This window comes from Streptomyces sp. JK94, from assembly GCF_053613315.1.
The window spans coordinates 113,759-138,061 of sequence record NZ_JBSICH010000020.1 but is presented as its reverse complement, the minus strand read 5'-3'; the positions used below and the strand labels follow the sequence as shown (position 1 = coordinate 138,061).

Genomic DNA, 24,303 nt, shown 5'->3' with positions numbered 1-24,303 from the left:
CACGAGAACGGAAGCGGGAGTCGCCGGGTGACGGGTACGGACGTGACGAAAGAAGCAGAGGACTCGGGACCCGGCGGCTACGCGGCGGCCCGGCTGCGCCTCCTCACCGAGGGGGCGCGGACCGGGCCGCCGCGCCGTTCCGCCCTCGCCGGACTGACGGACGACTGGCTGTCCGGCCTCTTCGCCGCCGCGGCAGGCCCGCCGCGGGGTGTCTCCCTGGTCGCCGTCGGCGGCTACGGCCGCGGCGAGCTGTCCCCGCGCAGCGACCTGGACCTGCTCCTGCTGCACGACGGCGGCGACGACAAGGCGGTCGCCGCCGTCGCCGACCGCCTCTGGTATCCGGTCTGGGACCTCGGCCTGGCCCTCGACCACTCCGTGCGTACGCCGGCCCAGGCGCGGAAGACCGCGGGCGAGGACCTGAAGGTCCAGCTCGGTCTCCTCGACGCCCGCCACCTCGCCGGAGACCCCGGACTGACCGCCGGGCTGCGGACGGCCGTCCTCGCCGACTGGCGCAACCAGGCCCCCCGGCGCCTGCCCGAACTCCGGGACCTGTGCGCGGAGCGCGCCGAACGCCAGGGCGAGCTGCAGTACCTGCTCGAACCCGATCTCAAGGAGGCCCGGGGCGGCCTGCGCGACGCCACCGCCCTGCGCGCGGTCGCCGCGTCCTGGCTGGCCGACGCCCCGCGCGAGGGCCTCGCCGACGCCCGGCGCCGGCTGCTCGACGTACGCGACGCGCTCCACCTGATGACGGGCCGCGCGACCGACCGGCTGGCCCTCCAGGAACAGGACCAGGTGGCGGCCGAGCTGGGCCTGCTGGACGCCGACGCGCTGCTGCGGCAGGTGTACGAGGCCGCACGCCTCATCTCCTACGCCGGTGACGTCACCTGGCGCGAGGTGGGCCGTGTCCTGCGCTCGCGCTCCGTACGGCCGAGGTTGCGCGCCATGCTGGGCGGCGGTGCGAAACCCGCCCCCGAGCGCTCCCCGCTCGCCGAGGGCGTCGTCGAGCAGGACGGCGAGGTGGTACTCGCCCGCACCGCGCGCCCCGAGCGCGATCCCGTGCTCCCGCTGCGCGCCGCGGCCGCCGCCGCGCAGGCCGGACTCCCGCTCTCCCTGCACGCCGTACGGCGTCTCTCGGCCACCGCGCGCCCGCTGCCCTCGCCCTGGCCCGCCGAGGCACGGGAGCAGCTGGTGACCCTGCTGGGCTCGGGCCGGCCCACGGTGCAGGTCTGGGAGGCGCTGGAGGCCGAGGGACTGATCAGCCGGCTCCTGCCCGACTGGGAGCGGGTGCGCTGCCGCCCGCAGCGCAACGCCGTGCACCTGTGGACCGTCGACCGGCACCTGATCGAGACCGCGGTGCGCGCCTCCGGTCTCACCCGCCGTGTCCACCGGCCCGACCTGCTGCTGGTCGCCGCGCTGCTGCACGACATCGGCAAGGGCTGGCCCGGCGACCACTCCGTGGCCGGTGAGACCATCGCGCGGGACGTGGCCGCCCGCATCGGCTTCGACCGCGCGGACGTGACCGTCCTCGCCACCCTCGTGCGCCACCATCTGCTGCTCGTCGAGACCGCCACGCGGCGCGACCTGGACGACCCGGCCACCGTGCGCGCGGTCGCCGGAGCGGTCGGCACGGAGCACACCCTGGAACTGCTGCACGCCCTGACCGAGGCGGACGCGCTGGCCACCGGACCGGCCGCCTGGTCGTCCTGGCGCGGCTCACTCGTCGCCGACCTGGTGAAACGCGTCTCGGCGGTGCTGGCGGGGGACCCGTTGGAGGAGCCCGAGGCCGCCGCGCCCACCGCCGAGCACGAGCGGCTCGCCGTCGAGGCCTCCCGCACGGGCGGACCGGTCCTCGCCCTGCGCGCCCAGGCCGAGCCGCCCGCGCACCCGGAGCCGGACGCCGACCCGGAGCCGCTCGGCGTGGAACTGCTGATCGCCGTGCCCGACCAGCCCGGCGTGCTCCCCGCGGTGGCCGGGGTCCTGGCCATGCACCGGCTGACCGTCCGCACCGCCGAGCTGCGGTCCCTCCCGCTGCCGGACGGCGTCGAGGGCTCCGTCCTGCTGCTGGACTGGCGGGTCGCCGCCGAGTACGGCTCCCTGCCCCAGGCCGTCCGCCTGCGCGCGGACCTGGTCCGCGCCCTGGACGGCACCCTGGACGTCGCCGGCCGGCTCGCCGAACGGGACGCCGCCTATCCCCGGCGCCGGGGCGTGGAGCCGCCCCCGCCCCGCGTGACCGTCGCGCCGGCCGCCTCCCGGCTGGCCACCGTGATCGAGGTCCGCGCCCAGGACGCGCCGGGCCTGCTCTTCCGGCTCGGACGGGCACTGGAGGCGGCGGGGGTGCGGGTGCGCAGCGCGCACGCCTCGACCCTGGGTTCCAACGCCGTGGACGCCTTCTACGTCACCGGCCCGGACGGCTCCCGGCTGCCGGGGGAGGAGGCTGGGGACGTGGCGCGGGCGGTGGAGGAGGCGCTGCGGGGCTGACGCGGCCGGCCACCGCCGGCCGCGTCAGCCCGCCCGCTCGCTCGCCGGCCGCGGCCGGCGGGAGCGCCGAGCGCGGCGGTCGGAAGCGCCGGGTGCTGCGCGCGGGGGGCCGAGTGCAGCGGGCGGGACACCGGATGCGGCGGTCGGAAGCGCCGAATACGGCGGGCGGGAACGAATGTCCTGCCGAGGCAGATACCCTGGAAGACGCTCAGACCGCCCCCGACTCCGAGGACCGACGCCACCGTGTTCGATACCCTCTCCGACCGCCTTAGCGCGACTTTCAAAAATCTCCGCGGCAAGGGCAGGTTGTCCGAGGCGGACATCGACGCCACGGCCCGCGAGATCCGCATCGCGCTCCTCGAAGCCGACGTCGCCCTGCCCGTGGTGCGCGCGTTCATCAAGCGCGTCAAGGAACGCTCCCTGGGCGCCGAGGTCTCCAAGGCGCTGAACCCCGCCCAGCAGGTCCTCAAGATCGTCAACGAGGAGCTGGTCGCCATCCTCGGCGGCGAGACCCGCCGCCTGCGCTTCGCCAAGCAGCTCCCGACCGTGATCATGCTGGCCGGTCTCCAGGGCGCCGGTAAGACCACCCTCGCGGGCAAGCTGGGCCGGTGGCTCAAGGAGCAGGGCCACTCGCCCCTCCTGGTCGCCTGCGACCTCCAGCGCCCCAACGCCGTCAACCAGCTCAGCGTCGTCGCCGAGCGCGCCGGCGTCGCGGTCTACGCGCCCGAGCCGGGCAACGGCGTCGGCGACCCGGTCAAGGTCGCCAAGGACTCCATCGAGTTCGCCAAGTCCAAGGTGCACGACCTCGTCATCGTGGACACCGCCGGCCGCCTCGGCATCGACCAGGAGCTGATGCGGCAGGCCGCGGACATCCGCGACGCCGTCTCGCCGGACGAGATCCTCTTCGTCGTCGACGCGATGATCGGCCAGGACGCCGTCAACACCGCCGAGTCCTTCCGTGACGGCGTCGGCTTCGACGGTGTGGTGCTGTCCAAGCTCGACGGTGACGCCCGCGGTGGTGCGGCCCTGTCGATCGCCTCGGTGACCGGCAAGCCGATCATGTTCGCCTCCAACGGCGAGAAGCTCGAGGACTTCGACGCCTTCCACCCCGACCGGATGGCCTCCCGCATCCTCGACATGGGTGACCTGCTCACCCTGATCGAGCAGGCGGAGAAGACGTTCAGTCAGGAAGAGGCCGAGAAGATGGCCTCCAAGCTGGCGTCCAAGAAGGGCCAGGACTTCACCCTGGACGACTTCCTGGCCCAGATGGAGCAGGTCCGGAAGATGGGCTCCATCTCCAAGCTGCTCGGCATGCTCCCGGGCATGGGCCAGATGAAGGACCAGATCAACAACCTCGACGAGCGCGACGTCGACCGCACGGCCGCCATCATCAAGTCGATGACCCCGGCCGAGCGCCAGGAGCCGACGATCATCAACGGCTCGCGCCGCGCCCGCATCGCCAAGGGCTCCGGCGTCGACGTCAGCGCGGTGAAGAACCTGGTCGAGCGGTTCTTCGAGGCCCGCAAGATGATGTCCCGCATGGCCCAGGGCGGCGGCATGCCCGGTATGCCGGGGATTCCCGGCATGGGGGGTGGCCCGGGCCGGCAGAAGAAGCAGCAGAAGAAGGCCAAGGGCAAGCAGCGCTCCGGCAACCCCATGAAGCGCAAGCAGCAGGAGCAGGAGGAGGCCGCCCGGCGCGCCGCGGCCGCGCAGAACGGCGGCGCCTTCGGACTGCCCCAGCAGGGCGGCCAGGACTTCGAGCTGCCGGACGAGTTCAAGAAGTTCATGGGCTGACGGCCCGTCCGGCTTGTTCCGTCCGTACGGCCCCGGGGGGCGCCCGCGCGCACAAGCGCGGGGCGCCCCCGCTGTCGTACGCCCCCGCTGTCGTACGCCCCCGCTGTCGTACGCCCCCGCTGTCGTAAGCCGCCGTACGGAGGAGACGCTGGAGGAGGCGGGTGCCCACCGGACCGCCGGGGTCACGCGGCCGGCGAAGGACGCCCCTCGGACGCCGCACACACCCGGTCGGAACCGGTTGTCAGGGAATCCGGGCGATGAGGTACCGGAAGACGTTCGGCATCCACACGGTCCCGTCCGGCCGCTGGTACGGATGCAGGGCCTCCGACAGCTCCTTGTCGACCTGTTCCCGGTCGGTCGCCGCGATCGCCGCGTCGAACAGGCCGGTCGACAGCAGCCCGCGCACCGCGCTGTCGATGCCGCCGTAGCCGAAGGGGCACGCCACCCGTCCCGAGCCGTCCGGCCTGAGCCCGGCCCGCTGGGCGACCTCCTCCAGGTCGTCGCGCAGGGCGGGGCGCCAGTTGCCCGCGCTGCGCAGGGGGTCCGCGAGCTTGGTGGCCACCCGCAGCACCGACGTCGTGGCGCACCGCTCCGGCGGGCCCCAGCCGGCCAGCACCACGGCCGCCCCGCGCCCGGCCAGCGGCGTGGCCTGGGCGAGCAGGTCACCCAGCCCCTCCGAGTCACCCGCCAGGCACCCGAGGGGCTCGAAGGCGGTCACCAGGGTGTACGCCGGAGCCGACGGGTCCGCCAGGTCCCGGGGCGCGCCCTCGACGACCCGAGCGGCGTCCACGCGCGCGCGTGGACGCCGGCCCCCGGGCGCGTCGGGAACGAGGCGCTGCCGCGCCAGGGCCAGGTGTTCCGGGGAGCGGGAGTCGACACCGGTCACCGCGGCGCCGCGTGAGGCGGCCATCAGCAGGGCCAGCCCGGAACCGCAGCCCAGCCCCAGCATCCGGGTGGAGCCGCCCACGTTCAGTCGCTCGTAGACGGCCTCGTAAAGCGGTACGAGCATCCGCTCCTGTATCTCGGACCAGTCACGCGCGCGTGCCCGCAGGTCCACGCGAGGCGTCGCCCCCGCGTGAGATGAGTGCTGCCGCACGAGCGTAGGTGTCATAGGAAAGCGCCCCAATCGCCGAGTGTTGCCGCTGTGCCCGATTCCGTGGCCCCCGTGCAGTGCGCTCGCACGCCCCCCGTATGCCAGGAAACTCCGGGCTCGCCGTGGCGTCCAGTGGTAAAGAGCTCCGGTTTGCCCGGTCCCCGCCGCAGTGGCGAGATTTCACTTCCCGGCAATGTGCGCCTGGCCGCGTGGTACGCGCGGTAGCACCTTTCCGACGGCTTCGGGGGATGGCCTGATCGTGGCACCCGGCTGTGACAGCGGGTGGCGGTGACGCGGAAGGTGTGATTCCGGCCAAGGTCGCCGGGCTCGGCGGCATCCTCGAGGTGACGCAAACCATCAGGGGGTGGGGCGGTACCGCACGCCGGTGGCACACCCGGTAACCTCACCCCCGTCGATGCGCCCGATCAGGTGGCACCCTTCCGACGCCACAGCGGCCGAAACGCCCCTTGCGCATCCGAGCGCCCCCGCGCCCCCGGCGCGCGGACAGGCTCTACGCGCCGGCGCGTACGACGGACTACGCACCAGCTTGGTACGAGCTGTGAGGCTTCTCCGCAGATCAGCGCACCCGCCCTCGTCGGGACGCATCAGCGGCAACTGACGGGTACGTGCAAATTATTTGGGATGCCCCGGAATAGGAACACAGCGGCACTCCGGCTCGTTGTCATTACGTGAGCACGACACCACCTGTTCTCGCCGCAGAGCTGGCGCAGGCGTGGGCCGACATTCAGCGGCACCACACCGAGCTGCCCGATCTTGCCGCGCCCGAGTCCCTGATCGGAGAGTCGTCGTCCGCCTGCGGCCACGAACTCTCCTTCGAGCGACTGCTCCATGAGGCAGTCCACGGCATCGCCGCCGCGCGCGGAGTACGCGACACCTCCCGCGCGGGGCGCTATCACAACCGTCGTTTCCTTGCGATCGCCGAGGAACTGGGCCTCGACCACCCCGAGGAGCCGCATCCCAGCAGCGGCTTCTCACTGGTCACGCTCACCCCCGAGGCGAAGCGCCGCTACCGCCCGACGATCGAACGCCTCCAGCGCGCGCTGAAGGCCCACACCGTCGCGACCGCGACCGACTCGGCCCGCAGCTTCCGCGGTCCGGCCGCCCGCCACGGCTCCTCCGGGGGAGGAGTGCGGGTGAAGGCGGTCTGCGACTGCGGGCGCAACGTGCGGGTCGTCCCGTCGGTCCTGGCCCAGGCCCCGATCATGTGCGGCGGCTGCGGCAAGCCGTTCCGGATTCCGGAGGTGGTCGGCGCGGCGGCGGGCTGACGGTCCGGCTGCTCGTGGCAGCCGGATCCGGCGCGGCCCCTCGGTCCGAGGGGTCTGCCCGCGTGTGGCACAATGGCAAGCTGTACTCGACAGTCGCACAGGACCCCTCTCTCCTCCGGCTGACGCGTCCATCGGGCACTCGGGTACCGCAACCCCACGCGGCTCTCTCGCCGTGCCCACCCACGTCAAAACCAGGAGAACCCACTCCCGTGGCAGTCAAGATCAAGCTGAAGCGTCTGGGCAAGATCCGTTCGCCTCACTACCGCATCGTCGTCGCCGACTCCCGTACCCGCCGTGACGGCCGGGCCATCGAGGAGATCGGCAAGTACCACCCGACGTACAACCCGTCGGTGATGGAGGTCGACGCCGAGCGTGTCGCGTACTGGCTCGGTGTCGGCGCCCAGCCGACCGAGCCCGTGCTCGCCATCCTGAAGAAGACCGGCGACTGGCAGAAGTACAAGGGCGAGCCCGCCCCGGCGCCGCTGCTGCAGCCGGCCGAGAAGTCGGCCCGTCCGTCCTTCGAGGCGCTCGGTGGCGACGACGAGGGCAAGGGTGAGGCGATCACCCAGAAGAAGAAGGCCGAGAAGAAGGACGAGGCGGCAGCCGAGTCCGAGTCGACCGAGGCCTGAGCATGCTCGAGGAGGCTCTCGAGCACCTCGTGAAGGGCATCGTCGACAACCCTGACGATGTGCAGGTCGCCTCGCGCAACCTGCGTCGCGGGCGGGTGCTCGAGGTCCGGGTCCACCCCGACGACCTCGGCAAGGTGATCGGCCGCAACGGCCGCACCGCACGCGCTCTGCGTACCGTCGTGGGCGCCATCGGCGGCCGTGGTGTCCGCGTCGACCTCGTCGACGTCGACCACGTTCGCTGACGCCGAACGCAGCACCGGCTCGGGCCGGGGAAGGCCACTGGGCCGTCCCCGGCCCGCAGTCGTATGACAGGAGATCAAGCACAGTGCAGCTGGTAGTCGCGCGCATCGGCCGCGCCCACGGGATCAAGGGCGAGGTCACCGTCGAGGTCCGGACCGACGAGCCGGAGCTGCGGCTCGGCCCCGGTGCCGTACTCGCCACCGATCCCGCCTCCGTCGGGCCGCTCACCATCGAGACCGGCCGGGTGCACAGCGGCCGCCTCCTGCTGCGTTTCGAGGGCGTCCGTGACCGCACCGGCGCCGAGGCGCTGCGCAACACCCTCCTGATCGCCGACGTCGACCCGGAAGAGCGGCCCGAGGACGAGGACGAGTACTACGACCACCAGCTCATCGACCTCGACGTGGTGACCGGGGAGGGCGAGGAGGTCGGCCGCATCACCGAGATCTCCCACCTGCCCACGCAGGACCTGTTCGTGGTGGAGCGCCCCGACGGCACCGAGGTCTACGTGCCGTTCGTGTCGGAGATCGTCGTCGAGATCGACCTGGACGAGCAGCGCGCGGTCATCGATCCGCCGCCCGGCCTGATCGACGACCGGGCCGAGATCGCCTCCGCGCCGGACGCGGCCGGCAACGAGGAGGACGGGACGTGATGCGGCTCGACGTCGTCACCATCTTCCCCGAGTACCTGGAACCGCTGAACGTCTCCCTCGTCGGCAAGGCACGCGCGCGTGGTCAGCTGAACGTCCATGTCCACGACCTGCGCGACTGGACGTACGACCGCCACAACACGGTCGACGACACCCCGTACGGCGGCGGCCCCGGAATGGTCATGAAGACCGAGCCGTGGGGCGACGCGCTCGACTCCGTCCTCGCCGACGGCTACGAGACCGGTTCCGGCGAGCCCGCCCTGATCGTGCCCACGCCCAGCGGCCGGCCCTTCACCCAGGAACTCGCCGTCCACCTCTCCGAGCGGCCCTGGCTGATCTTCACCCCCGCCCGCTACGAGGGCATCGACCGCCGTGTCGTCGACGAGTACGCGACCCGGATGCCGGTGTACGAGGTGTCCATCGGCGACTACGTCCTCGCCGGCGGGGAGGCGGCCGTGCTCGTCGTCACCGAGGCCGTGGCGCGGCTGCTGCCCGGCGTCCTGGGCAACGCCGAGTCCCACCGGGACGACTCCTTCGCCCCCGGCGCCATGGCCGGCCTGCTGGAGGGCCCCGTCCACACCAAGCCGCCGCGATGGCGCGGACGCGGCATCCCGGACGTGCTGCTCAGCGGCCACCACGGGAAGATCGCCCGCTGGCGCCGCGACGAGGCCCTGCGGCGCACCACGGCCAACCGGCCCGACCTCGTCGAACGGAGCGCTCCCGAGGCCTTCGACAAGAAGGACCGCGAGATGCTCTCCATCCTGGGCTGGGAACCCGACCCGGACGGGGAGCCGTACGGCCGATTTTGGCGCAGGACCCCCGGCGTGGAAGAATAGGCGGCTGTTGTGCGTCCGTCCGGAGCGCGCCCCTGCCACAGGGGGACACGACGCCCGTCCCGACCCGCACGACCCTGATTCCGAAACACCTAGTTTCCGTTGATGACCTGTGGCATCAGCGAAGAAAGCAGACGAAATGTCTCACCTGCTCGACTCCGTCGACGCCTCGTCGCTGCGCAGCGACGTCCCCGCCTTCCGTCCCGGCGACACCGTCAACGTCCACGTCCGCGTCATCGAGGGCAACCGCTCCCGTGTGCAGCAGTTCAAGGGCGTGGTCATCCGCCGCCAGGGCGCCGGTGTGCGCGAGACCTTCACGGTCCGCAAGGTCTCCTTCTCCGTCGGCGTCGAGCGCACCTTCCCGGTGCACACCCCGATCGTGGAGAAGATCGAGCTCGTCACCCGCGGTGACGTCCGCCGCGCGAAGCTGTACTACCTGCGTGAGCTGCGCGGCAAGGCCGCGAAGATCAAGGAGAAGCGCGAGAACTGAGCGCCCTGCGAGGTCCACATCGGGGCCGGATAGCATCTGGCCCCGATGGACACCGAAGCACAGCCCACGGAGCGCGACCGCTCCTCCCGCCCTTCCGACTCCGAGCAGCCCTCGGATCCGGACGGACCGGAGGAACGGTCGCGTTCCGCGTTCGCGGGGCGGCTCACGGACTGGGTGCCGGGCGGCCGGATCACCGTGACCCTGCTGACGATGCTGCTCTTCCTGCTGCTCCTCAGCACCTTCGTCCTCCAGCCGTTCCAGATCCCCAGCGGGTCGATGGAGCGCGGATTGAGGATCGGTGACCGGGTTCTCGTAAACAAGGTGGCGTACCGTTTCGACGGCGAGCCGCAGCGGGGCGACGTCGTCGTCTTCGACGGCACCGGGCTCTTCGGGCACGGCGACTACATCAAACGCGTTGTCGGTGTGGGCGGGGACCATGTGGTGTGCTGCGACCGGGAGGGGAGGGTTCAGGTGAACGGCCAGTCGGTCGACGAGTCGGCGTTCCTGTACCCCGGCGACCGCCCGTCCACGGTGCCCTTCGACGTCGTGGTCCCCGACGACGCCCTGTTCGTTCTCGGCGACCACCGCGCCGACTCCAGCGACTCCCGGGACCACCTGGGCTCGCCGGGGGGCGGCATGGTCCCGGTCGACAGGGTGGTCGGCCGTGCCGACTGGATCGTCTGGCCCTATTCCCACGCCACGCGCCTCGACCGTCCCGACGCCTACGCGCGCGTGCCGGACGCGGACGAGCCGGCGGCGGACGCGGGGAGGGGGCCGGGGTCGGGGTCGGGGTCCGGGGCGGAGGCTGCTGCACCGGCGGGGGCGGATCCCGCTCCGGCAGTAAAGGAGGCTGCTCCGGCAGGGGCGGAGCCCGCTTCGGCGGTGGGTGAGCCGGCCTCCGGTGCCCGCCGGTCCGAGTATGCCAAGGGTGCCGATGGGTAGCCGGGGTAAACCGCGCGGGGCGCCCAGCAGTCCCGCGGAGAACCTGCTGCCCACCGGCTCCCGGCGCGCGAAGGCGCCGTCCGGCGGCCGGTCGCGTGCCGAGCGGCGCAAGCTCCAGCGCAAGGTGAAACGGCGTCGCAGGCGCGGCGCCGTCAAGGAGATCCCCCTTCTCGTGGGCGTCGCCGTCCTCATAGCGCTGGTGCTGAAGACCTTTCTCGTCCAGGCGTTCGTGATCCCGTCGGGCTCCATGGAGCAGACGATCCGGATCGGTGACCGGGTCCTGGTGGACAAGTTCACGCCCTGGCTCGGTTCCAAGCCGCAGCGCGGGGACGTCGTCGTCTTCCGGGACCCCGGCGGGTGGCTCCAGGGCGAGCAGACCGCCAAGAAGGACGACCCCGTCGTCGTCAAGCAGGTCAAGGAAGGCCTCGCCTTCATCGGCCTGCTGCCGTCCGACGACGAGAAGGACCTCATCAAGCGTGTCGTCGGCGTGGGCGGGGACCGGGTCACGTGCTGCGACACCCAGGGGCGGATCACGGTCAACGACGTCCCGCTGACCGAGGACTACCTGTATCCCGGCGACCGCCCGTCCACGGTGCCCTTCGACGTCACGGTCCCCGACGGACGCCTGTGGGTGATGGGTGATCACCGGTCCAACTCCGCCGACTCGCGCGCCCACCAGGAGACCGACTTCGGCACCGTCTCCGAGGGCGAGGTGGTGGGACGGGCCATGGTGATCGCCTGGCCGTTCGGTCACTGGACCACCTTGGACGAGCCGAAAACGTACGCGTCCGTGTCCGACTCGGCCTCCGGTTCGACCGCCGCTCCCCGGCTGTCGCATAGGGTTGCCCCCGACGATCCGAACGCGATGATTCAACTCCCGACCCCTGCGGAACTCCCGCTCGTTATGGGAGTGGTGGGCCTGCACCGTGTACGGGGCAGGCGGTGGCAGAGAGTAAGGAGTTGGCGTGGGGGATGTGGCGGTTGGCGCACGGTCCGGACACGACGGCGAGGAGAACCGCGGACACCCCGTGGAGACAGCCGGTCCGGCCGCGGACGGCGCCCCGGCCTCCGGGCACCACTCCGGGACCGAGGACGGCAAGGTGACGGACGAACACAGCGGGCCCCAGGACGAGGGAGTGGGCGGGAGGCCTCCCGCGGCGCCGGCCGAGGCCAAGAAGCAGCGCTCCTTCTGGAAGGAACTGCCGATCCTGATCGGCATCGCGCTGGTGCTCGCGCTGTTGATCAAGACCTTCCTGGTCCAGGCGTTCTCGATCCCGTCCGCCTCGATGCAGAACACGCTCACGATCAATGACCGCGTCCTGGTCGACAAGCTCACGCCCTGGTTCGGTTCGGAACCCGAGCGCGGCGAGATCGTCGTCTTCCACGACCCGGACGACTGGCTGGCCGGCGAGCCGACGCCCGACCCGAACGCGCTGCAGACGGTCCTCAGCTGGATCGGTCTGATGCCGTCCGCGGACGAGAAGGACCTGATCAAGCGGGTCATCGGAGTCGGCGGTGACACCGTCGAGTGCGCCAAGACCGGACCGCTCAAGGTCAACGGCAAGGTGCTGAACGAGCCGTACGTCTACCCGGGCAACACGCCGTGCAGCGTCGACGACCAGGGCGGCCAGTTCAAGGTGGAGGTCCCCGAGGGCTCCATCTGGGTCATGGGCGACCACCGGCAGAACTCCCGGGACTCCCGCTACAACCAGTCGGACAGGCACGGCGGCATGGTGCCGGTGAAGGAGGTCGTCGGTCGCGCCATCGTGATCGCCTGGCCGATGAACCGCTGGGACACCCTGCCGGTCCCCGACACCTTCGACCAGGACGGTCTCCAGGCCAGGTCGTCGGCCGCCGCGGCACTGTCGGTCGCACCCCAGGGCCTGGCCCTCGCCGGCGTCGTCCCCGTCGTCTGGTGGCGCCGCAGGCGCGTCGCGCCCGCCGAGACCCACTGAGGCGCCGGGCCGCTGAAGGGCTCGGCCACTGCTACGCCTCCGTGGCCGGGTCGGCACCGGGCCACCGGCAGGGCTTCGCGCCGGTACCGGGCCTCCGGCACGGCTCCGGGCTGGCACGGGACCACCGGCAGGGCTCCGGGCCGTCCGTGCGCCGCGAGGACGGCCCTGGGCCAGCGGAGCGGCCCGGGCGCCGTCACTGGGCTGCCGGGCCCGACCGCTGGGGTTTCCGACCTCCGACAGGGCCCGGGCCGTCCCCCGTGCTGCCGAGCCCGCCGGGATTTCTGATCTTAGGTAGGGCACCGGGCCGCCCCCACGCTGCCGGGCCCGCTGAGGTCTCCGGCCACCGGTAGGGCCCCGGCCCCCCACCGCCGGGCAGCCTTTCCGGCCCCTCCCGGGCTCCGGGAGGGGCTGACCCCTTCCGGTACCGCCGGGTAAGGTGCCGATCCATGGGTGGCGAGAGCACGACACGTACGGCCCCGCCCGGCGGCGGCGCGGACAAGGGCCCGGTGGGCGGCCGGACCGGGCAGCGGCTTTCCGGTCTCGCCGTGGCGCTGGGTCTGGTGCTGTTCCTCGGCGGCTTCGCCTGGGGCGCGGTCGTCTACCGGCCCTACGCCGTGCCGACCGGCTCGATGACGCCCACGATCGACGCCGGGGACCGGGTGCTGGCGCAGCGCGTCGACGGCGCCGAAGTCCACCGCGGCGACGTCGTCGTCTTCAAGGACGCGACCTGGGCCGACGCCCCGATGGTCAAACGGGTCGTCGCCGTCGGCGGGGACACCGTCTCCTGCTGCCAGGAGGGCAGGCTCAAGGTAGACGGCAAGGTGATCGACGAGCCGTACCTGCCCACCGGGACGCCGGCCGAGATCAGTGACTTCCCGACCGTGACCGTTCCGCAGGGCCGCCTGTTCCTGCTCGGTGACGAGCGCGACAGCTCCGTGGACTCCACCGCGCACCTCACCGACGCCGCCGGCGGCACCGTGGCGCGCGGTGCCGTGGACGCCCGCGTCGACGCCGTGGTCTGGCCCATGGACGGCATGTTGGAGCGTCCGACCGGCTTCGAGGCACTGGGCGCCCTCTCCTCGCCCGGCCCGCTGCGGACCGTCGTCGCCCTGGTGATCGGCGGAGCGGTGCTGATCCTCGGTGGCGCCGCGTACGGTCCCTTCGCCAAGCGGGTCGCGTCCTCCCGGGCCCGGACGGGGACGGGGCCCACCGGTGGGCGCTGAGCCCGCGCGGGCCGGGCACGACTCGTACGAGGGCGGCTTGCGCAGGGTCGCCCGGGTGGTGCTGCTCGACCCCGAGGACCGCATCCTGCTCCTGCACGGGCACGAACCGGACGATCCGGCCGACGACTGGTGGTTCACCCCCGGCGGCGGTGTGGAGGGAGACGAGTCCCGTGAGCAGGCCGCGCGGAGGGAGCTCGTGGAGGAGACCGGCATCACCGACGTCGAGCTGGGCCCGGTGCTGTGGCGGCGCAGGTGCTCCTTCCCCTTCGCGGGCCGCCGCTGGGACCAGGACGAGTGGTACTACCTGGCCCGCACCGCCCAGACCACGACCGAGGCCGTCGGGCTGACGGAGCTGGAGCGGCGCAGCGTCGCCGGAGCGCGCTGGTGGACGTGTCAGGAACTGGCCCGGGCACGTGAGACGGTGTATCCGACCAGACTCGCCGGGTTGCTGCGCACGCTGCTCGACGAAGGTCCCCCCGCCGGGCCGGTGACCCTGGACACCGAAATCGTCTAGGGGCGCACGGCACTGGCGCACAATGGTGGGACCGCACGGCTGAAGGGGAACATGCCATGAGCGCCGAGGACCTCGAGAAGTACGAGACCGAGATGGAGCTCAAGCTCTACCGGGAGTACCGCGACGTCGTCGGTCTGTTCAAATACGTGATCGAGACCGAGCGGCGTTTCTACCTCACCAACGACTACGAGATGCAGGTGCACTCGGTACAGGGTGAGGTCTTCTTCGAAGTCTCCATGGCGGATGCCTGGGTCTGGGACATGTATCGGCCGGCCCGGTTCGTGAAGCAGGTGCGCGTGTTGACGTTCAAGGACGTGAACATCGAGGAGCTGAACAAGAGCGACCTGGAGCTTCCCAGCGGCTGATCCCCGGCAGGCGGTCACCGCTCCCCACTCGCGCGGGTGACGAGGTTGTCCACAGTCGCCTGACCGTCCACCAAGATCCAAAATCTGGCTGAGCTGCCCTCATCGTTGGCGCCGGAGGTGGTGCCGACATGAACGCACGAGGTGCGATGGGCCGGTACGGCGAGACGCTCGCCGCCCGGCGGCTGACCGGGGCCGGTCTGACCGTCCTGGAGCGCAACTGGCGCTGTGGCAGGACCGGCGAGATCGACATCGTGGCCCGGGACGGGGACGTCCTGGTCGTCTGCGAGGTCAAGACACGCAGGGGCGGCTCCTTCGAGCATCCGATGGCCGCGGTGACCCCCGAGAAGGCGGAGCGGCTGCGACGGCTCGCCGAGCGCTGGATCCAGACCCACGGAGGGGCCCCGCCCGGCGGCGTCCGCATCGACCTGGTCGGCGTGCTCCTCCCGCAGCGCGGCGGCCCCGTGGTCGAGCACGCGCGGGGGGTGGCGTGATGGGCTTCGCGCGCACCTGCTCCGTGGCGCTCGTCGGCGTCGAGGGCGTGGTGGTCGAGGTCCAGGCCGACCTCGAACCGGGCGTCGCGGCCTTCACACTGGTGGGGCTGCCGGACAAGAGCCTCACCGAGAGCCGTGACCGAGTGCGGGCCGCGGTGGTGAACTCGGGCGCCGAGTGGCCGCAGAAGAAGCTGACGGTGGGGCTCAGTCCGGCGTCGGTGCCCAAGAGCGGCAGCGGGTTCGACATGGCGGTCGCCGCAGCCGTCCTGGGCGCCGCCGAGCGGATCGATCCGCGCGTGCTCGCCGACATCGTGATGATCGGGGAGCTGGGGCTGGACGGACGGGTGCGGCCGGTGCGCGGCATCCTTCCGGCGGTACTGGCCGCCGCCGAGGCCGGCTACGAACAGGTGGTCGTCCCGGAGTGCGCCGCCGCCGAGGCGACGCTGGTGCCCGGTGTGTCGGTGCTCGGCGTCCGCAGCCTGCGTCAGCTGATCGCCGTCCTCGCCGACGAGCCCGTACCGGACGAGGAACAGGACCGGCAGGGCCGGCCCGACCCGCTGCTCGCCGGTCTGCGCATGCCCGGCACGGGTGCGGCGACCGGCGTGCACGGCATGGGAGCGGCACACCACGACCACGACCTCGCCGACGTCGTGGGCCAGGAGTCGGCGCGCACGGCTGTCGAGGTCGCCGCGGCCGGCGGCCACCACCTCTTCCTGGAGGGCCCGCCCGGCGCCGGGAAGACCATGCTTGCCGAGCGGCTGCCCGCCATCCTGCCCCGGCTCTGCCGCTCGGAGTCGCTGGAGGTCACCGCGGTGCACTCGGTGGCGGGACTGCTGCCGCCGGGAAAACCCCTGATCGACGTGGCCCCCTACTGCGCACCGCATCACTCCGCGACGATGCAGTCCCTCGTCGGGGGCGGCCCCGGCACGGCACGGCCGGGCGCCGTCTCGCTCGCCCACCGAGGCGTCCTTTTCCTGGACGAGACACCGGAGTTCAGCAGCCATGCGCTCGACGCCCTGCGCCAGCCGCTGGAGGCCGGGCACGTCGTCATCGCGCGCAGCGCGGGCGTCGTGCGCTTCCCGGCGCGGTTCCTGATGGTGCTCGCCGCCAATCCGTGCCCGTGCGGACGGTTCTCGCAGAGGGACGGCCTGTGCGAGTGCCCGCCCTCGGCGATCCGCCGCTATCAGGCCAGACTGTCCGGCCCGCTGCTCGACCGGGTCGACCTCCGGGTCGAGGTGGACCGGATCACGCGCGGCCAGCTGACCGGCGACGGCACCCGGGGCGACACCACCGCGACGGTCGCCGACCGGGTGCGAGCAGCCAGGGAGCGGGCGGTGGCCCGCCTGTCGGGCACACCGTGGCGGTCCAACAGTGAGGTACCCGGACGAGAGCTGCGCAGCCGCTGGCACGCCGCGCCGGGTGCGCTGGAGGAGGCGGAGCACAGCCTGGAACGAGGTGTGCTCACCGCCCGAGGCCTCGACCGCGTCCTGCGCGTCGCCTGGACCGTCGCGGATCTCGTCGGCCGAGACCGACCCGACGCGAGGGACGTCGCCCTGGCACTGCAACTGCGCACCGGCGTGCCGCGGGGCGTGCCCATGGCTTTGGGAGCGCTGACATGACCACCGGTGAAGCCAGGCCCAAGGGTCCGGCGGGCGAAGCCACCGCCGAGGCTGCCGATCCGGCCGGGGGTGACGTGGCGGCGATGTGCGCCGACTGGCCCGGGGGTGAGGCTTCTCAGGCTCCCCGAGGCGGTGGTGCACCCGGAGACGACACCGCCGTCCGGGGCGGCGTCCTGGCCGGCGGTGGTGACCGGATGGGGGGCGATGCCACGACCGGACGAGGCGCCCGGGGCGAGGACCAGGCTGACGCGAGGGGCGAGGCTGCGACGGGGGAGGACGCTGTGCCGGGGGAGGACGCTGTGACACAAGCTGATGCCGTGGCCGGGGACGGCCTCGCCGCCCGGGACGAAGCCCCGACCCGGGATGAAGCCCCGACCCGGGACGAAGCCCCGGCCCGGCGCGACACCGGGAGTCGGAGCGAGAACAGGAGCAGGAGCGAGGGCGGGGCCCGGTGTGAGGACTCGGCCGGGGGCCGGGCCCCGGCATGGGGCAGAGGGGCGGACAGCGAACTGCTCGGCAGAATCTTCCTCACGCGGGTCCTGGAGCCCGGCGACGAGACCGGCGGACGCTGGGTGCGGGAGCGCGGTGTCGCCGAGGTGGTGCGGAGTCTGTGCGAAGGCGGACGTGCGCTGCCTGGAGCGAGCGAGAAACGCTGGGCCGGACTGTGTGCCCGGGCGGGCCGGGCCGACCCCCGCAGAGACCTCGCCGTCGCCGAGGCGGCCGGGGCGCGGTTCGTCGCCCCGGGGACCGCCGAGTGGCCCGGACAGCTCGACGACCTGGGAGACGCCCGGCCCGTCGGGCTCTGGGTGCGCGGCCGGCCCAGTCTGCGCATGTGGGCGCTGAGGTCGGTGGCCGTCGTCGGTGCCCGTGCCTGCACCGAGTACGGCGCCCACATGGCGGCCACCCTCGCCGCCGGCCTCGCCGAGCGCGGCTGGGTCGTGGTGTCGGGCGGCGCCTACGGGGTCGACGGCGCCGCCCACCGGGGCGCCCTCGGCGCGGGTGGCGCCACCGCCGCCGTCCTCGCCTGCGGCGTCGACCGCCCCTACCCGCCCGGCCACACCGCGCTGATCAACAGGATCGCGGAACAGGGACTGGTCATCGGGGAACTGCCTCCGGGCGACCACCCGACACCGAGCAGATTCATCCTGCGCAACCGGGTGATCGCCGCACTCACCCGGGGCACCGTGGTCGTGGAAGCCGCCTACCGAAGCGGCTCGCTGGTCACGGCACGGGCCGCCCAGCGCCTGGGCCGGCACACGATGGGCGTGCCCGGACCGGCCACCAGCGCGCTGTCCGCGGGGGTGCACGAACTGCTGCGCGGTGACGCGGTGCTCGTCGGTGATGCCGCCGAGGTCGTCGAACTGGTCGGCGACATGGGGGAACTGCCCCCGGACCGGCGCGGGCCGGTGCTCCCCACCGACCTGCTGGAACCGCGGACCCGACAGGTGCTGGCCGGGCTCCCCGGGCGGGGAACCGCGGCCGCGGCCGCGGTGGCGCGCCGGGCCCAGACCACGGAGGACGACGCGATCGCGAGACTGTACGAGCTTCGAGCACTGGGTTACGTCGAACGACACGGCGACGGCTGGAAGTTGACACGCCAGGCGATGATCTCGGTCCGCGGCGGCCGGGGCCCGTCCTGACACAGCGTGTTCGGCCGTCCGGGGGAACCCCGACGCCCTTGGGATTTCCGGCAGTTGAGATGTTCGAGTGATCACGCGGAGCGATCATCATCCCCCCTGTAGAGCGTTCAGCGGAACGTATCTGCGTACGGTCGCCACCCCGCCCTTCGCTCACCGCGACAGCCCAGTCACGCTACGCTCACGAGGGCCCCCTCGCAGACGTCCGACAGCAGGCGACAACAGACAGCAGACCGGCGGCCTCCTCCCCCAGGTACACCGCATCACGGCAGAACGGCACAAGGCGACGAATGCCCCAGCACACCTCCGGGTCCGACCGGGCGGCGATCCCCCCAGCCGCCCGGGACGGTGGCAGCGTGCGACCGCCCGCCCCCTCGACGCTCGACGAGCTGTGGCGGTCGTACAAGGCGACGGGGGACGAGCGGCTGCGGGAACAGCTGATCCTGCACTACTCGCCCCTCGTGAAATACGTGGCGGGCCGGGTGAGCGTGGGGCTGCCGCCCAACGTCGAGCAGGCGGACTTCGTCTCCTCGGGGGTGTTCGGGCTGATCGACGCGATCGAGAAGTTCGACATCGACCGGGAGATCAAGTTCGAGACGTACGCGATCACCCGGATTCGCGGCGCGATGATCGACGAACTGCGGGCCCTGGACTGGATCCCGCGGTCGGTCCGGCAGAAGGCGCGGAACGTGGAACGCGCGTACGCGACGCTGGAGGCCCGGCTGCGCCGCACCCCGTCGGAGAGCGAGGTCGCCGTCGAGATGGGGATCGCGGTGGAGGACCTCCACGCCGTCTTCAGCCAGCTGTCGCTGGCCAACGTGGTGGCGCTGGAGGAACTGCTGCACGCGGGCGGTGAGGGCGGGGGCCGGCTGAGCCTCATGGACACCCTGGAGGACACCGCCGCCGACAACCCGGTGGAGGTCGCCGAGGACCGGGAGCTGCGGCGGCTCCTGGCGCGGGCGATCAACACGTTGCCCGAGCGGGAGAAGACCGTCGTCACCCTGTACTACTACGAGGGGCTCACGCTCGCCGAGATCGGGAACGTGCTCGGTGTGACGGAGAGCCGAGTCAGCCAGATCCACACCAAGTCCGTGTTGCAGCTGCGGGGCAAGCTGGCGGGATTCGGCCGCTGACCAGGGTCTCCGACCTGCCGTCGGTACTGCCGGCGACCCGGCGGCGGGTACGCGACCGGGTGAGTGACTCCCGTACGGCGGGGTGCGTCCGTAAAGTGGGGACGTGCCAAGGATTCGAGCGGCCTCCGTGGCCGAGCACCGGTCGATGCAGCGTGCCGCCCTGCTGGACGCGGCACGCTCCCTGCTGTCCGACGGCGGAACGGAGGCGCTGACCTTCCCCGCCCTCGCCGAACGGACGGGTCTCGCCCGTTCGTCCGTCTACGAGTACTTCCGGTCGCGGGCCGCGGTCGTCGAGGAGCTGTGCGCCGTCGACTTCCCGGTCTGGGCCGCGGAGGTCGAGGCGGCGATGGAGCGCGAGCCGTCCGCCGGGGCCAAGGTCGAGGCGTACGTGCGCAAGCAGCTCGAACTGGTCGGGGACCGGCGGCACCGGGCCGTCGTGGCCATCTCGGCGAGCGAGCTGGACGCCGGCGCGAGGGAGAAGATCCGGGCGGCACACGGCGGGCTGATCGCGATGATCGTCGAGGCGCTGGGCGAACTGGGGCACGGGCAGCCGCGGCTCGCGGCGATGCTGCTGCAGGGGGTCGTGGACGCGGCCGTGCGGCGGATCGAGCTGGGCGCGGCGGAGGACCCGACGGAGATCACGGAGGCGGCGGTCTCCATGGCACTGCGGGGCGTGCGGGGCTGACCGCCCGCGGCGATCGGGCGCCCCGGCGTGCCCGGTGTGCCCGGTGTCCCGGCGCGTCCGACGCGTTGACTCCGGTGCGGGTGCGCCACCCGGCGCGATGGACTGATGCGCACCGGTGCCCCGCTCCTCCCGGAGCGAGGCGCTGCCGTCGAGGCCCGCCGCGTACCACGACCAGCCCCGCGTCTTTCAGCGCCCGCCCCGGCCGCCCCGGCCCCGCCCCGCGCCTTCAGCGCCCGCCCCCGGTCCGGGCCCTCATCGCCCCTCTCCGCCCCGCGCCCTCAGCGTTCGTCCCCCGCCCGCGCCCTCGGTTGCCCGTCCGGGACGTCTCGCCGTGTGGAGTGCCGTCCGAGTCCGTCCGAGTTCGTCCGAGTTCGTCCGCGTCCGTCCGAGCCGCCCCGGCGGCATCCGTGCCGACAGCGGACGGCAGAGGGACCCCCAGGACCGGCAGGAGTCTCGACGGGCCCCCGCCGAGCAGCCACGGGGGCAGCAGGGACAGCGGGTTCAGGTAGACGTCGCCTCGCAGCAGGCCCCAGTGCAGGCAGTTCGCGCAGTGGGACCCCGACGGCTCGACCGCGCCGAGCGCGTCGCCCGCCGCGACCTCGTCGCCCTTCTTCACCGACGCCTCGACCGGCTCGTACGTCGTCCGCAGGGGTGGATCACCCGTCCCCGTCAGTTCCACCGAGACGACGCCCCTGCCCGCCACCCGCCCCGCGAAGGACACCCTCCCCGCCGCCACCGTCCGTACCGCGGCCCCGGCCGCCGCGGCGAGGTCGACGCCGCGGTGGCCGGGGCCGTACGGGGTCGTCGGGGCCTCCCATCCCCGCAGGACCGGGGGCCGGCCGCCGACCGGCCAGAAGGCGGCCACGGTGGGCACCGCCGGATCAGGAAGCCCTCCGGCACCCCCGGCCGCCACCGCCACTCCCGCTGCCGTCACTCCCCCCGCCGTCGCTCCCGTCACCGTCATGGTCGCCGCGGTCGGCACTCCCGCCGCTGACGCCACCGACGGCACGGGGCGTGACGGCCCCGGGAGCATCACGACCGACAACAGCGACACCGCCGCCGACAGCCCCGCCCACCCGCACGCATTCACCCGTCGCCTCGCTCGCATGCGGTGAACCGTCCCGCACCGGGATCCGCCCCCGCTCGGCCCTGTGGACCACGCACCGGGTTGTGGACAGCCGCGTCACCCGGTACCCCGCGGGTCCCGTACACTTCTGATGGCGATCCGGGTCACCGGGTCGACTTCGCACGCCCCGACACGAGGCCCGTCAAGGCTCGTGTCAGCGCCCCTCGGTCCCTTGCGGCAGGCGCATCACGGGCGTCAGGCGCGGGAGCCGTCCGGCTCGCGCGGCACAACCGAGAAACACAAGGAGATACGGCCATGGCCGTCGTCACGATGCGGGAGCTGCTGGAGAGCGGCGTCCACTTCGGTCACCAGACCCGTCGTTGGAACCCGAAGATGAAGCGCTTCATCTTCACGGAGCGCAACGGCATCTACATCATCGACCTGCTCCAGTCGCTGTCGTACATCGACCGCGCCTACGAGTTCGTCAAGGAGACCGTTGCCCACGGCGGCACGGTCATGTTCGTCGGCACGAAGAAGCAGGCGCAGGAGGCCATCGCCGAGCAGGCCACCCGCGTCGGCATGCCCTACGTCAACCAGCGCTGGCTGGGCGGCATGCTCACCAACTTCTCGACCGTCTACAAGCGCCTGCAGCGCCTGAAGGAGCTCGAGCAGATCGACTTCGAGGACGTGGCCGCCTCCGGCCTCACCAAGAAGGAGCTGCTGGTCCTCTCCCGCGAGAAGGCCAAGCTGGAGAAGACCCTCGGCGGTATCCGCGAGATGTCCAAGGTGCCCAGCGCCGTCTGGATCGTGGACACCAAGAAGGAGCACATCGCGGTCGGCGAGGCCCGGAAGCTCAACATCCCGGTCGTCGCCATCCTCGACACCAACTGCGACCCCGACGAGGTCGACTACAAGATCCCGGGCAACGACGACGCGATCCGCTCCGTCACCCTGCTCACCCGCGTGATCGCCGACGCCGTCGCCGAGGGCCTCATCGCCCGTTCCGGTGCCGGCAAGGCCGCCGAGGGCGACAAGGCCGCGGGCGAGCCGCTCGCCGAGTGGGAGCGCGACCTGCTCGAGGGCGAGAAGAAGGCCGAGGAGGCGCCCGCCGCCGAGGCCGAGAAGCCGGCCGAAGAGGCTCCTGCCGCCGAGGCTCCGGCCGAGGAGACCGCGGCTGCCGAGGTTCCCGCCGCCGAGGCTCCCGCCGCCGAGGCCCCTGCCGCGGACGCCGAGCAGGCCTGACCCCTCACCACCTTCGGGTTCTGGACGGCGGGGGCCCACGAAGCCCCCGCCGTCCGGCGCCCGTAGATCTTCAGACTTCGAGAGAGATTCCAGAAATCATGGCGAACTACACCGCCGCCGACGTCAAGAAGCTCCGTGAGCTCACGGGCGCCGGCATGATGGACTGCAAGAAGGCGCTGGACGAGGCCGAGGGCAACGTCGAGAAGGCCGTCGAGGCGCTCCGCATCAAGGGCCAGAAGGGCGTCGCCAAGCGCGAGGGCCGCTCTGCCGAGAACGGTGCCGTCGTCTCGATCATCGCCGACGACAACACCTCGGGTGTCCTCGTCGAGCTGAAGTGCGAGACGGACTTCGTCGCCAAGGGCGACAAGTTCCAGAACGTCGCCACGGCCATCGCCGAGCACGTCGCCAAGGCCTCCCCGGCCGACATCGAGGCGCTGCTCGCCTCCGAGATCGAGCCCGGCAAGACTGTGCAGGCCTTCGTGGACGAGGCCAACGCCAACCTCGGCGAGAAGATCGTCCTGGACCGCTTCGCGCAGTTCTCCGGCGGCTTCGTGACCGCGTACATGCACCGCACGATGCCCGACCTGCCCCCGCAGATCGGTGTCCTCGTCGAGCTGGACAAGCCGAACGCCGAGCTCGCCAAGGGCGTCGCCCAGCACATCGCCGCCTTCGCGCCGAAGTACCTCTCCAAGGAGGACGTGCCGGCCGAGGTCGTCGAGTCCGAGCGCCGCGTCGCCGAGGAGACCACCCGCGCCGAGGGCAAGCCCGAGGCCGCCCTGCCGAAGATCGTCGAGGGTCGCCTCAACGGCTTCTTCAAGGACGCCACCCTGCTCGGCCAGCCCTACGCCCTGGACAACAAGAAGTCCGTCCAGAAGGTGCTGGACGAGGCCGGTGTCGCCCTGAAGCGCTTCTCGCGCATCAAGGTCGGCATCTGAGTCCGTACCGCGACGGACGCTCGACCCCGGTAGGGTCGGCAGCAGCCGTCGGCGCCGTTCGCGCATGCCCTGGCGCACGCGCGCGTGGCGGCGGACGACAGCAGATCTGACGAGGAGGCCATTGCCGCGTACGGGATGCGAATCACGCCCCCACCGGCAGTGGCCTTCTTCGTGTGTGTGACCCACGTAAAAGAGGCGAGATCTCCATGACCACCAAGGCCGAGAAGAGCGACGACGGCAAAGTACGCGGCCGCTTCATGCTGAAGCTGTCCGGAGAGGCGTTCTCCGGCGGTGGTGGCCTGGGCGTCGACCCCGACGTGGTGCACGCCATCGCCCGTGAGATCGCGGCCGTCGTCCGGGACGGCGCGCAGATCGCGATCGTCATCGGCGGCGGCAACTTCTTCCGCGGCGCCGAGCTGCAGGTGCGTGGCATGGACCGCGCCCGTTCCGACTACATGGGCATGCTCGGCACCGTGATGAACTGCCTGGCCCTCCAGGACTTCCTGGAGAAGGAGGGCGTCGACTGCCGCGTGCAGACCGCCATCACCATGGGCCAGGTCGCCGAGCCCTACATCCCGCTGCGCGCCGTGCGCCACCTGGAGAAGGGCCGCGTGGTCATCTTCGGCGCTGGCATGGGCATGCCCTACTTCTCGACCGACACCACGGCCGCCCAGCGCGCCCTCGAGATCGACGCCGAGGCACTGCTCATGGGCAAGAACGGCGTGGACGGGGTCTACGACTCCGACCCGAAGACCAACCCGGACGCCGTGAAGTTCGACGCGCTCGGGTACGGCGAGGTCATCACCCGTGACCTGAAGGTCGCCGACGCGACGGCCGTCACGCTCTGCCGCGACAACAGCCTCCCGATCGTGGTCTTCGAGCTGCTGAAGGAGGGCAATATCGCCCGCGCCGTCAAGGGTGAGAAGATCGGCACGCTTGTGGGTGACCAAGGCAACCGGGACTGACCGGAGAAGCACCCCCTGTCCGCGGACGCCACCTGTCCGGGG

21 protein-coding genes and 3 pseudogenes are annotated in these 24,303 nt (G+C 72.3%); 22 read left to right on the top strand and 2 right to left on the bottom strand.

Translation table 11 applies throughout. From position 1 onward, the window contains the following. The first annotated feature begins 27 nt into the window (after nucleotides 1-27). Together ACVV2G_RS19810 and ffh are read left to right on the top strand one after the other, a co-directional pair. Nucleotides 28-2,478: a [protein-PII] uridylyltransferase gene (locus tag ACVV2G_RS19810; protein ID WP_453844063.1), complete on the top strand. Its 2,451-nt coding sequence runs from the start codon at nucleotides 28-30 to the stop codon at nucleotides 2,476-2,478. 243 nt (nucleotides 2,479-2,721) lie between these two features. Next, the gene (gene ffh, locus ACVV2G_RS19805) at nucleotides 2,722-4,272 is read left to right on the top strand and encodes a signal recognition particle protein (protein ID WP_453844062.1); all 1,551 of its coding nucleotides are present in this window, start codon (nucleotides 2,722-2,724) and stop codon (nucleotides 4,270-4,272) included. A gap of 241 nt (nucleotides 4,273-4,513) precedes the next feature. Here ffh and ACVV2G_RS19800 read toward each other — a convergent pair whose 3' ends face one another. Next, nucleotides 4,514-5,383, bottom strand: coding sequence for an SAM-dependent methyltransferase (locus ACVV2G_RS19800; RefSeq protein WP_453844061.1), 870 nt, complete (start codon nucleotides 5,381-5,383; stop codon nucleotides 4,514-4,516). 671 nt (nucleotides 5,384-6,054) lie between these two features. Between ACVV2G_RS19800 and ACVV2G_RS19795 the strand changes: the two genes are divergently transcribed. From ACVV2G_RS19795 to ACVV2G_RS19715, 17 genes and pseudogenes are all read left to right on the top strand, one after another. Beyond that, on the top strand, nucleotides 6,055-6,651 hold the full coding sequence (locus ACVV2G_RS19795; RefSeq protein ID WP_395574961.1) for a hypothetical protein: 597 nt from the start codon (nucleotides 6,055-6,057) through the stop codon (nucleotides 6,649-6,651). 209 nt (nucleotides 6,652-6,860) lie between these two features. Next, nucleotides 6,861-7,280, top strand: coding sequence for a 30S ribosomal protein S16 (gene rpsP / locus ACVV2G_RS19790; protein WP_453844060.1), 420 nt, complete (start codon nucleotides 6,861-6,863; stop codon nucleotides 7,278-7,280). A 2-nt stretch (nucleotides 7,281-7,282) separates the two neighbouring features. Continuing rightward, nucleotides 7,283-7,522: an RNA-binding protein gene (locus ACVV2G_RS19785; RefSeq protein ID WP_003973401.1), complete on the top strand. Its 240-nt coding sequence runs from the start codon at nucleotides 7,283-7,285 to the stop codon at nucleotides 7,520-7,522. 83 nt (nucleotides 7,523-7,605) lie between these two features. Beyond that, on the top strand, nucleotides 7,606-8,169 hold the full coding sequence (rimM, locus tag ACVV2G_RS19780) for a ribosome maturation factor RimM (RefSeq protein ID WP_453844059.1): 564 nt from the start codon (nucleotides 7,606-7,608) through the stop codon (nucleotides 8,167-8,169). After that, nucleotides 8,169-9,002, top strand: a complete 834-nt coding sequence (gene trmD / locus ACVV2G_RS19775; protein ID WP_453844058.1) for a tRNA (guanosine(37)-N1)-methyltransferase TrmD — start codon at nucleotides 8,169-8,171, stop codon at nucleotides 9,000-9,002. Before rimM ends, trmD begins: the two co-directional genes overlap by 1 nt. Nucleotides 9,003-9,138: 136 nt before the next feature. Beyond that, nucleotides 9,139-9,489, top strand: coding sequence for a 50S ribosomal protein L19 (gene rplS, locus ACVV2G_RS19770; protein ID WP_351925473.1), 351 nt, complete (start codon nucleotides 9,139-9,141; stop codon nucleotides 9,487-9,489). A gap of 45 nt (nucleotides 9,490-9,534) precedes the next feature. Continuing rightward, nucleotides 9,535-10,236: pseudogene (lepB, locus tag ACVV2G_RS19765) on the top strand (signal peptidase I); the annotation flags it as partial. Between the two features lie 187 nt (nucleotides 10,237-10,423). Then, a pseudogene (gene lepB / locus ACVV2G_RS19760) lies at nucleotides 10,424-11,503 on the top strand (signal peptidase I); the annotation flags it as partial. Beyond that, nucleotides 11,397-12,386, top strand: coding sequence for a signal peptidase I (gene lepB / locus ACVV2G_RS19755; RefSeq protein WP_453844057.1), 990 nt, complete (start codon nucleotides 11,397-11,399; stop codon nucleotides 12,384-12,386). The pseudogene lepB (ACVV2G_RS19760) and the gene lepB (ACVV2G_RS19755), both read left to right, overlap by 107 nt. Before the next feature lie 446 nt (nucleotides 12,387-12,832). After that, nucleotides 12,833-13,609, top strand: a complete 777-nt coding sequence (gene lepB, locus ACVV2G_RS19750) for a signal peptidase I (RefSeq protein ID WP_453844056.1) — start codon at nucleotides 12,833-12,835, stop codon at nucleotides 13,607-13,609. Beyond that, nucleotides 13,599-14,123, top strand: a complete 525-nt coding sequence (locus ACVV2G_RS19745; RefSeq protein ID WP_453844055.1) for an NUDIX hydrolase — start codon at nucleotides 13,599-13,601, stop codon at nucleotides 14,121-14,123. The genes lepB (ACVV2G_RS19750) and ACVV2G_RS19745 overlap by 11 nt, the downstream gene beginning before the upstream one ends. 56 nt (nucleotides 14,124-14,179) lie before the next feature. Beyond that, nucleotides 14,180-14,488: a DUF2469 domain-containing protein gene (locus tag ACVV2G_RS19740; RefSeq protein WP_003993268.1), complete on the top strand. Its 309-nt coding sequence runs from the start codon at nucleotides 14,180-14,182 to the stop codon at nucleotides 14,486-14,488. Between the two features lie 128 nt (nucleotides 14,489-14,616). Beyond that, on the top strand, nucleotides 14,617-14,979 hold the full coding sequence (locus ACVV2G_RS19735) for a YraN family protein (protein WP_453844054.1): 363 nt from the start codon (nucleotides 14,617-14,619) through the stop codon (nucleotides 14,977-14,979). Beyond that, entirely contained in the window at nucleotides 14,979-16,598 is a 1,620-nt protein-coding gene (locus tag ACVV2G_RS19730; protein ID WP_453844053.1) for a YifB family Mg chelatase-like AAA ATPase, read from the top strand. The genes ACVV2G_RS19735 and ACVV2G_RS19730 overlap by 1 nt, the downstream gene beginning before the upstream one ends. A gap of 509 nt (nucleotides 16,599-17,107) precedes the next feature. Next, nucleotides 17,108-18,238 carry a DNA-processing protein DprA gene (gene dprA, locus ACVV2G_RS19725; protein ID WP_453844135.1) on the top strand — a complete coding sequence of 377 codons (1,131 nt, stop codon included), beginning with the start codon at nucleotides 17,108-17,110 and terminating at the stop codon, nucleotides 18,236-18,238. Between the two features lie 287 nt (nucleotides 18,239-18,525). After that, nucleotides 18,526-19,368, top strand: coding sequence for an RNA polymerase sigma factor WhiG (gene whiG / locus ACVV2G_RS19720; RefSeq protein ID WP_453844052.1), 843 nt, complete (start codon nucleotides 18,526-18,528; stop codon nucleotides 19,366-19,368). Nucleotides 19,369-19,495: 127 nt separating this feature from the next. Continuing rightward, nucleotides 19,496-20,053 carry a TetR/AcrR family transcriptional regulator gene (locus ACVV2G_RS19715; RefSeq protein WP_453844134.1) on the top strand — a complete coding sequence of 186 codons (558 nt, stop codon included), beginning with the start codon at nucleotides 19,496-19,498 and terminating at the stop codon, nucleotides 20,051-20,053. Between the two features lie 418 nt (nucleotides 20,054-20,471). Here ACVV2G_RS19715 and ACVV2G_RS19710 read toward each other — a convergent pair. Beyond that, nucleotides 20,472-21,161, bottom strand: a pseudogene (locus ACVV2G_RS19710) (peptidoglycan DD-metalloendopeptidase family protein); the annotation flags it as partial. A 273-nt stretch (nucleotides 21,162-21,434) separates the two neighbouring features. Between ACVV2G_RS19710 and rpsB the strand changes: the two are divergent. The 3 genes from rpsB (at nucleotide 21,435) to pyrH (ending at nucleotide 24,261) form a co-directional block, all read left to right on the top strand. Further along, nucleotides 21,435-22,361 (top strand): 30S ribosomal protein S2, encoded by a 927-nt coding sequence (gene rpsB, locus ACVV2G_RS19705; protein ID WP_453844051.1) that lies wholly within the window; start codon nucleotides 21,435-21,437, stop codon nucleotides 22,359-22,361. Nucleotides 22,362-22,459: 98 nt separating this feature from the next. Beyond that, nucleotides 22,460-23,296, top strand: a complete 837-nt coding sequence (gene tsf, locus ACVV2G_RS19700) for a translation elongation factor Ts (RefSeq protein ID WP_453844050.1) — start codon at nucleotides 22,460-22,462, stop codon at nucleotides 23,294-23,296. Nucleotides 23,297-23,502: 206 nt separating this feature from the next. After that, nucleotides 23,503-24,261 carry a UMP kinase gene (pyrH, locus tag ACVV2G_RS19695; RefSeq protein WP_453844049.1) on the top strand — a complete coding sequence of 253 codons (759 nt, stop codon included), beginning with the start codon at nucleotides 23,503-23,505 and terminating at the stop codon, nucleotides 24,259-24,261. Nucleotides 24,262-24,303: the final 42 nt, after the last annotated feature.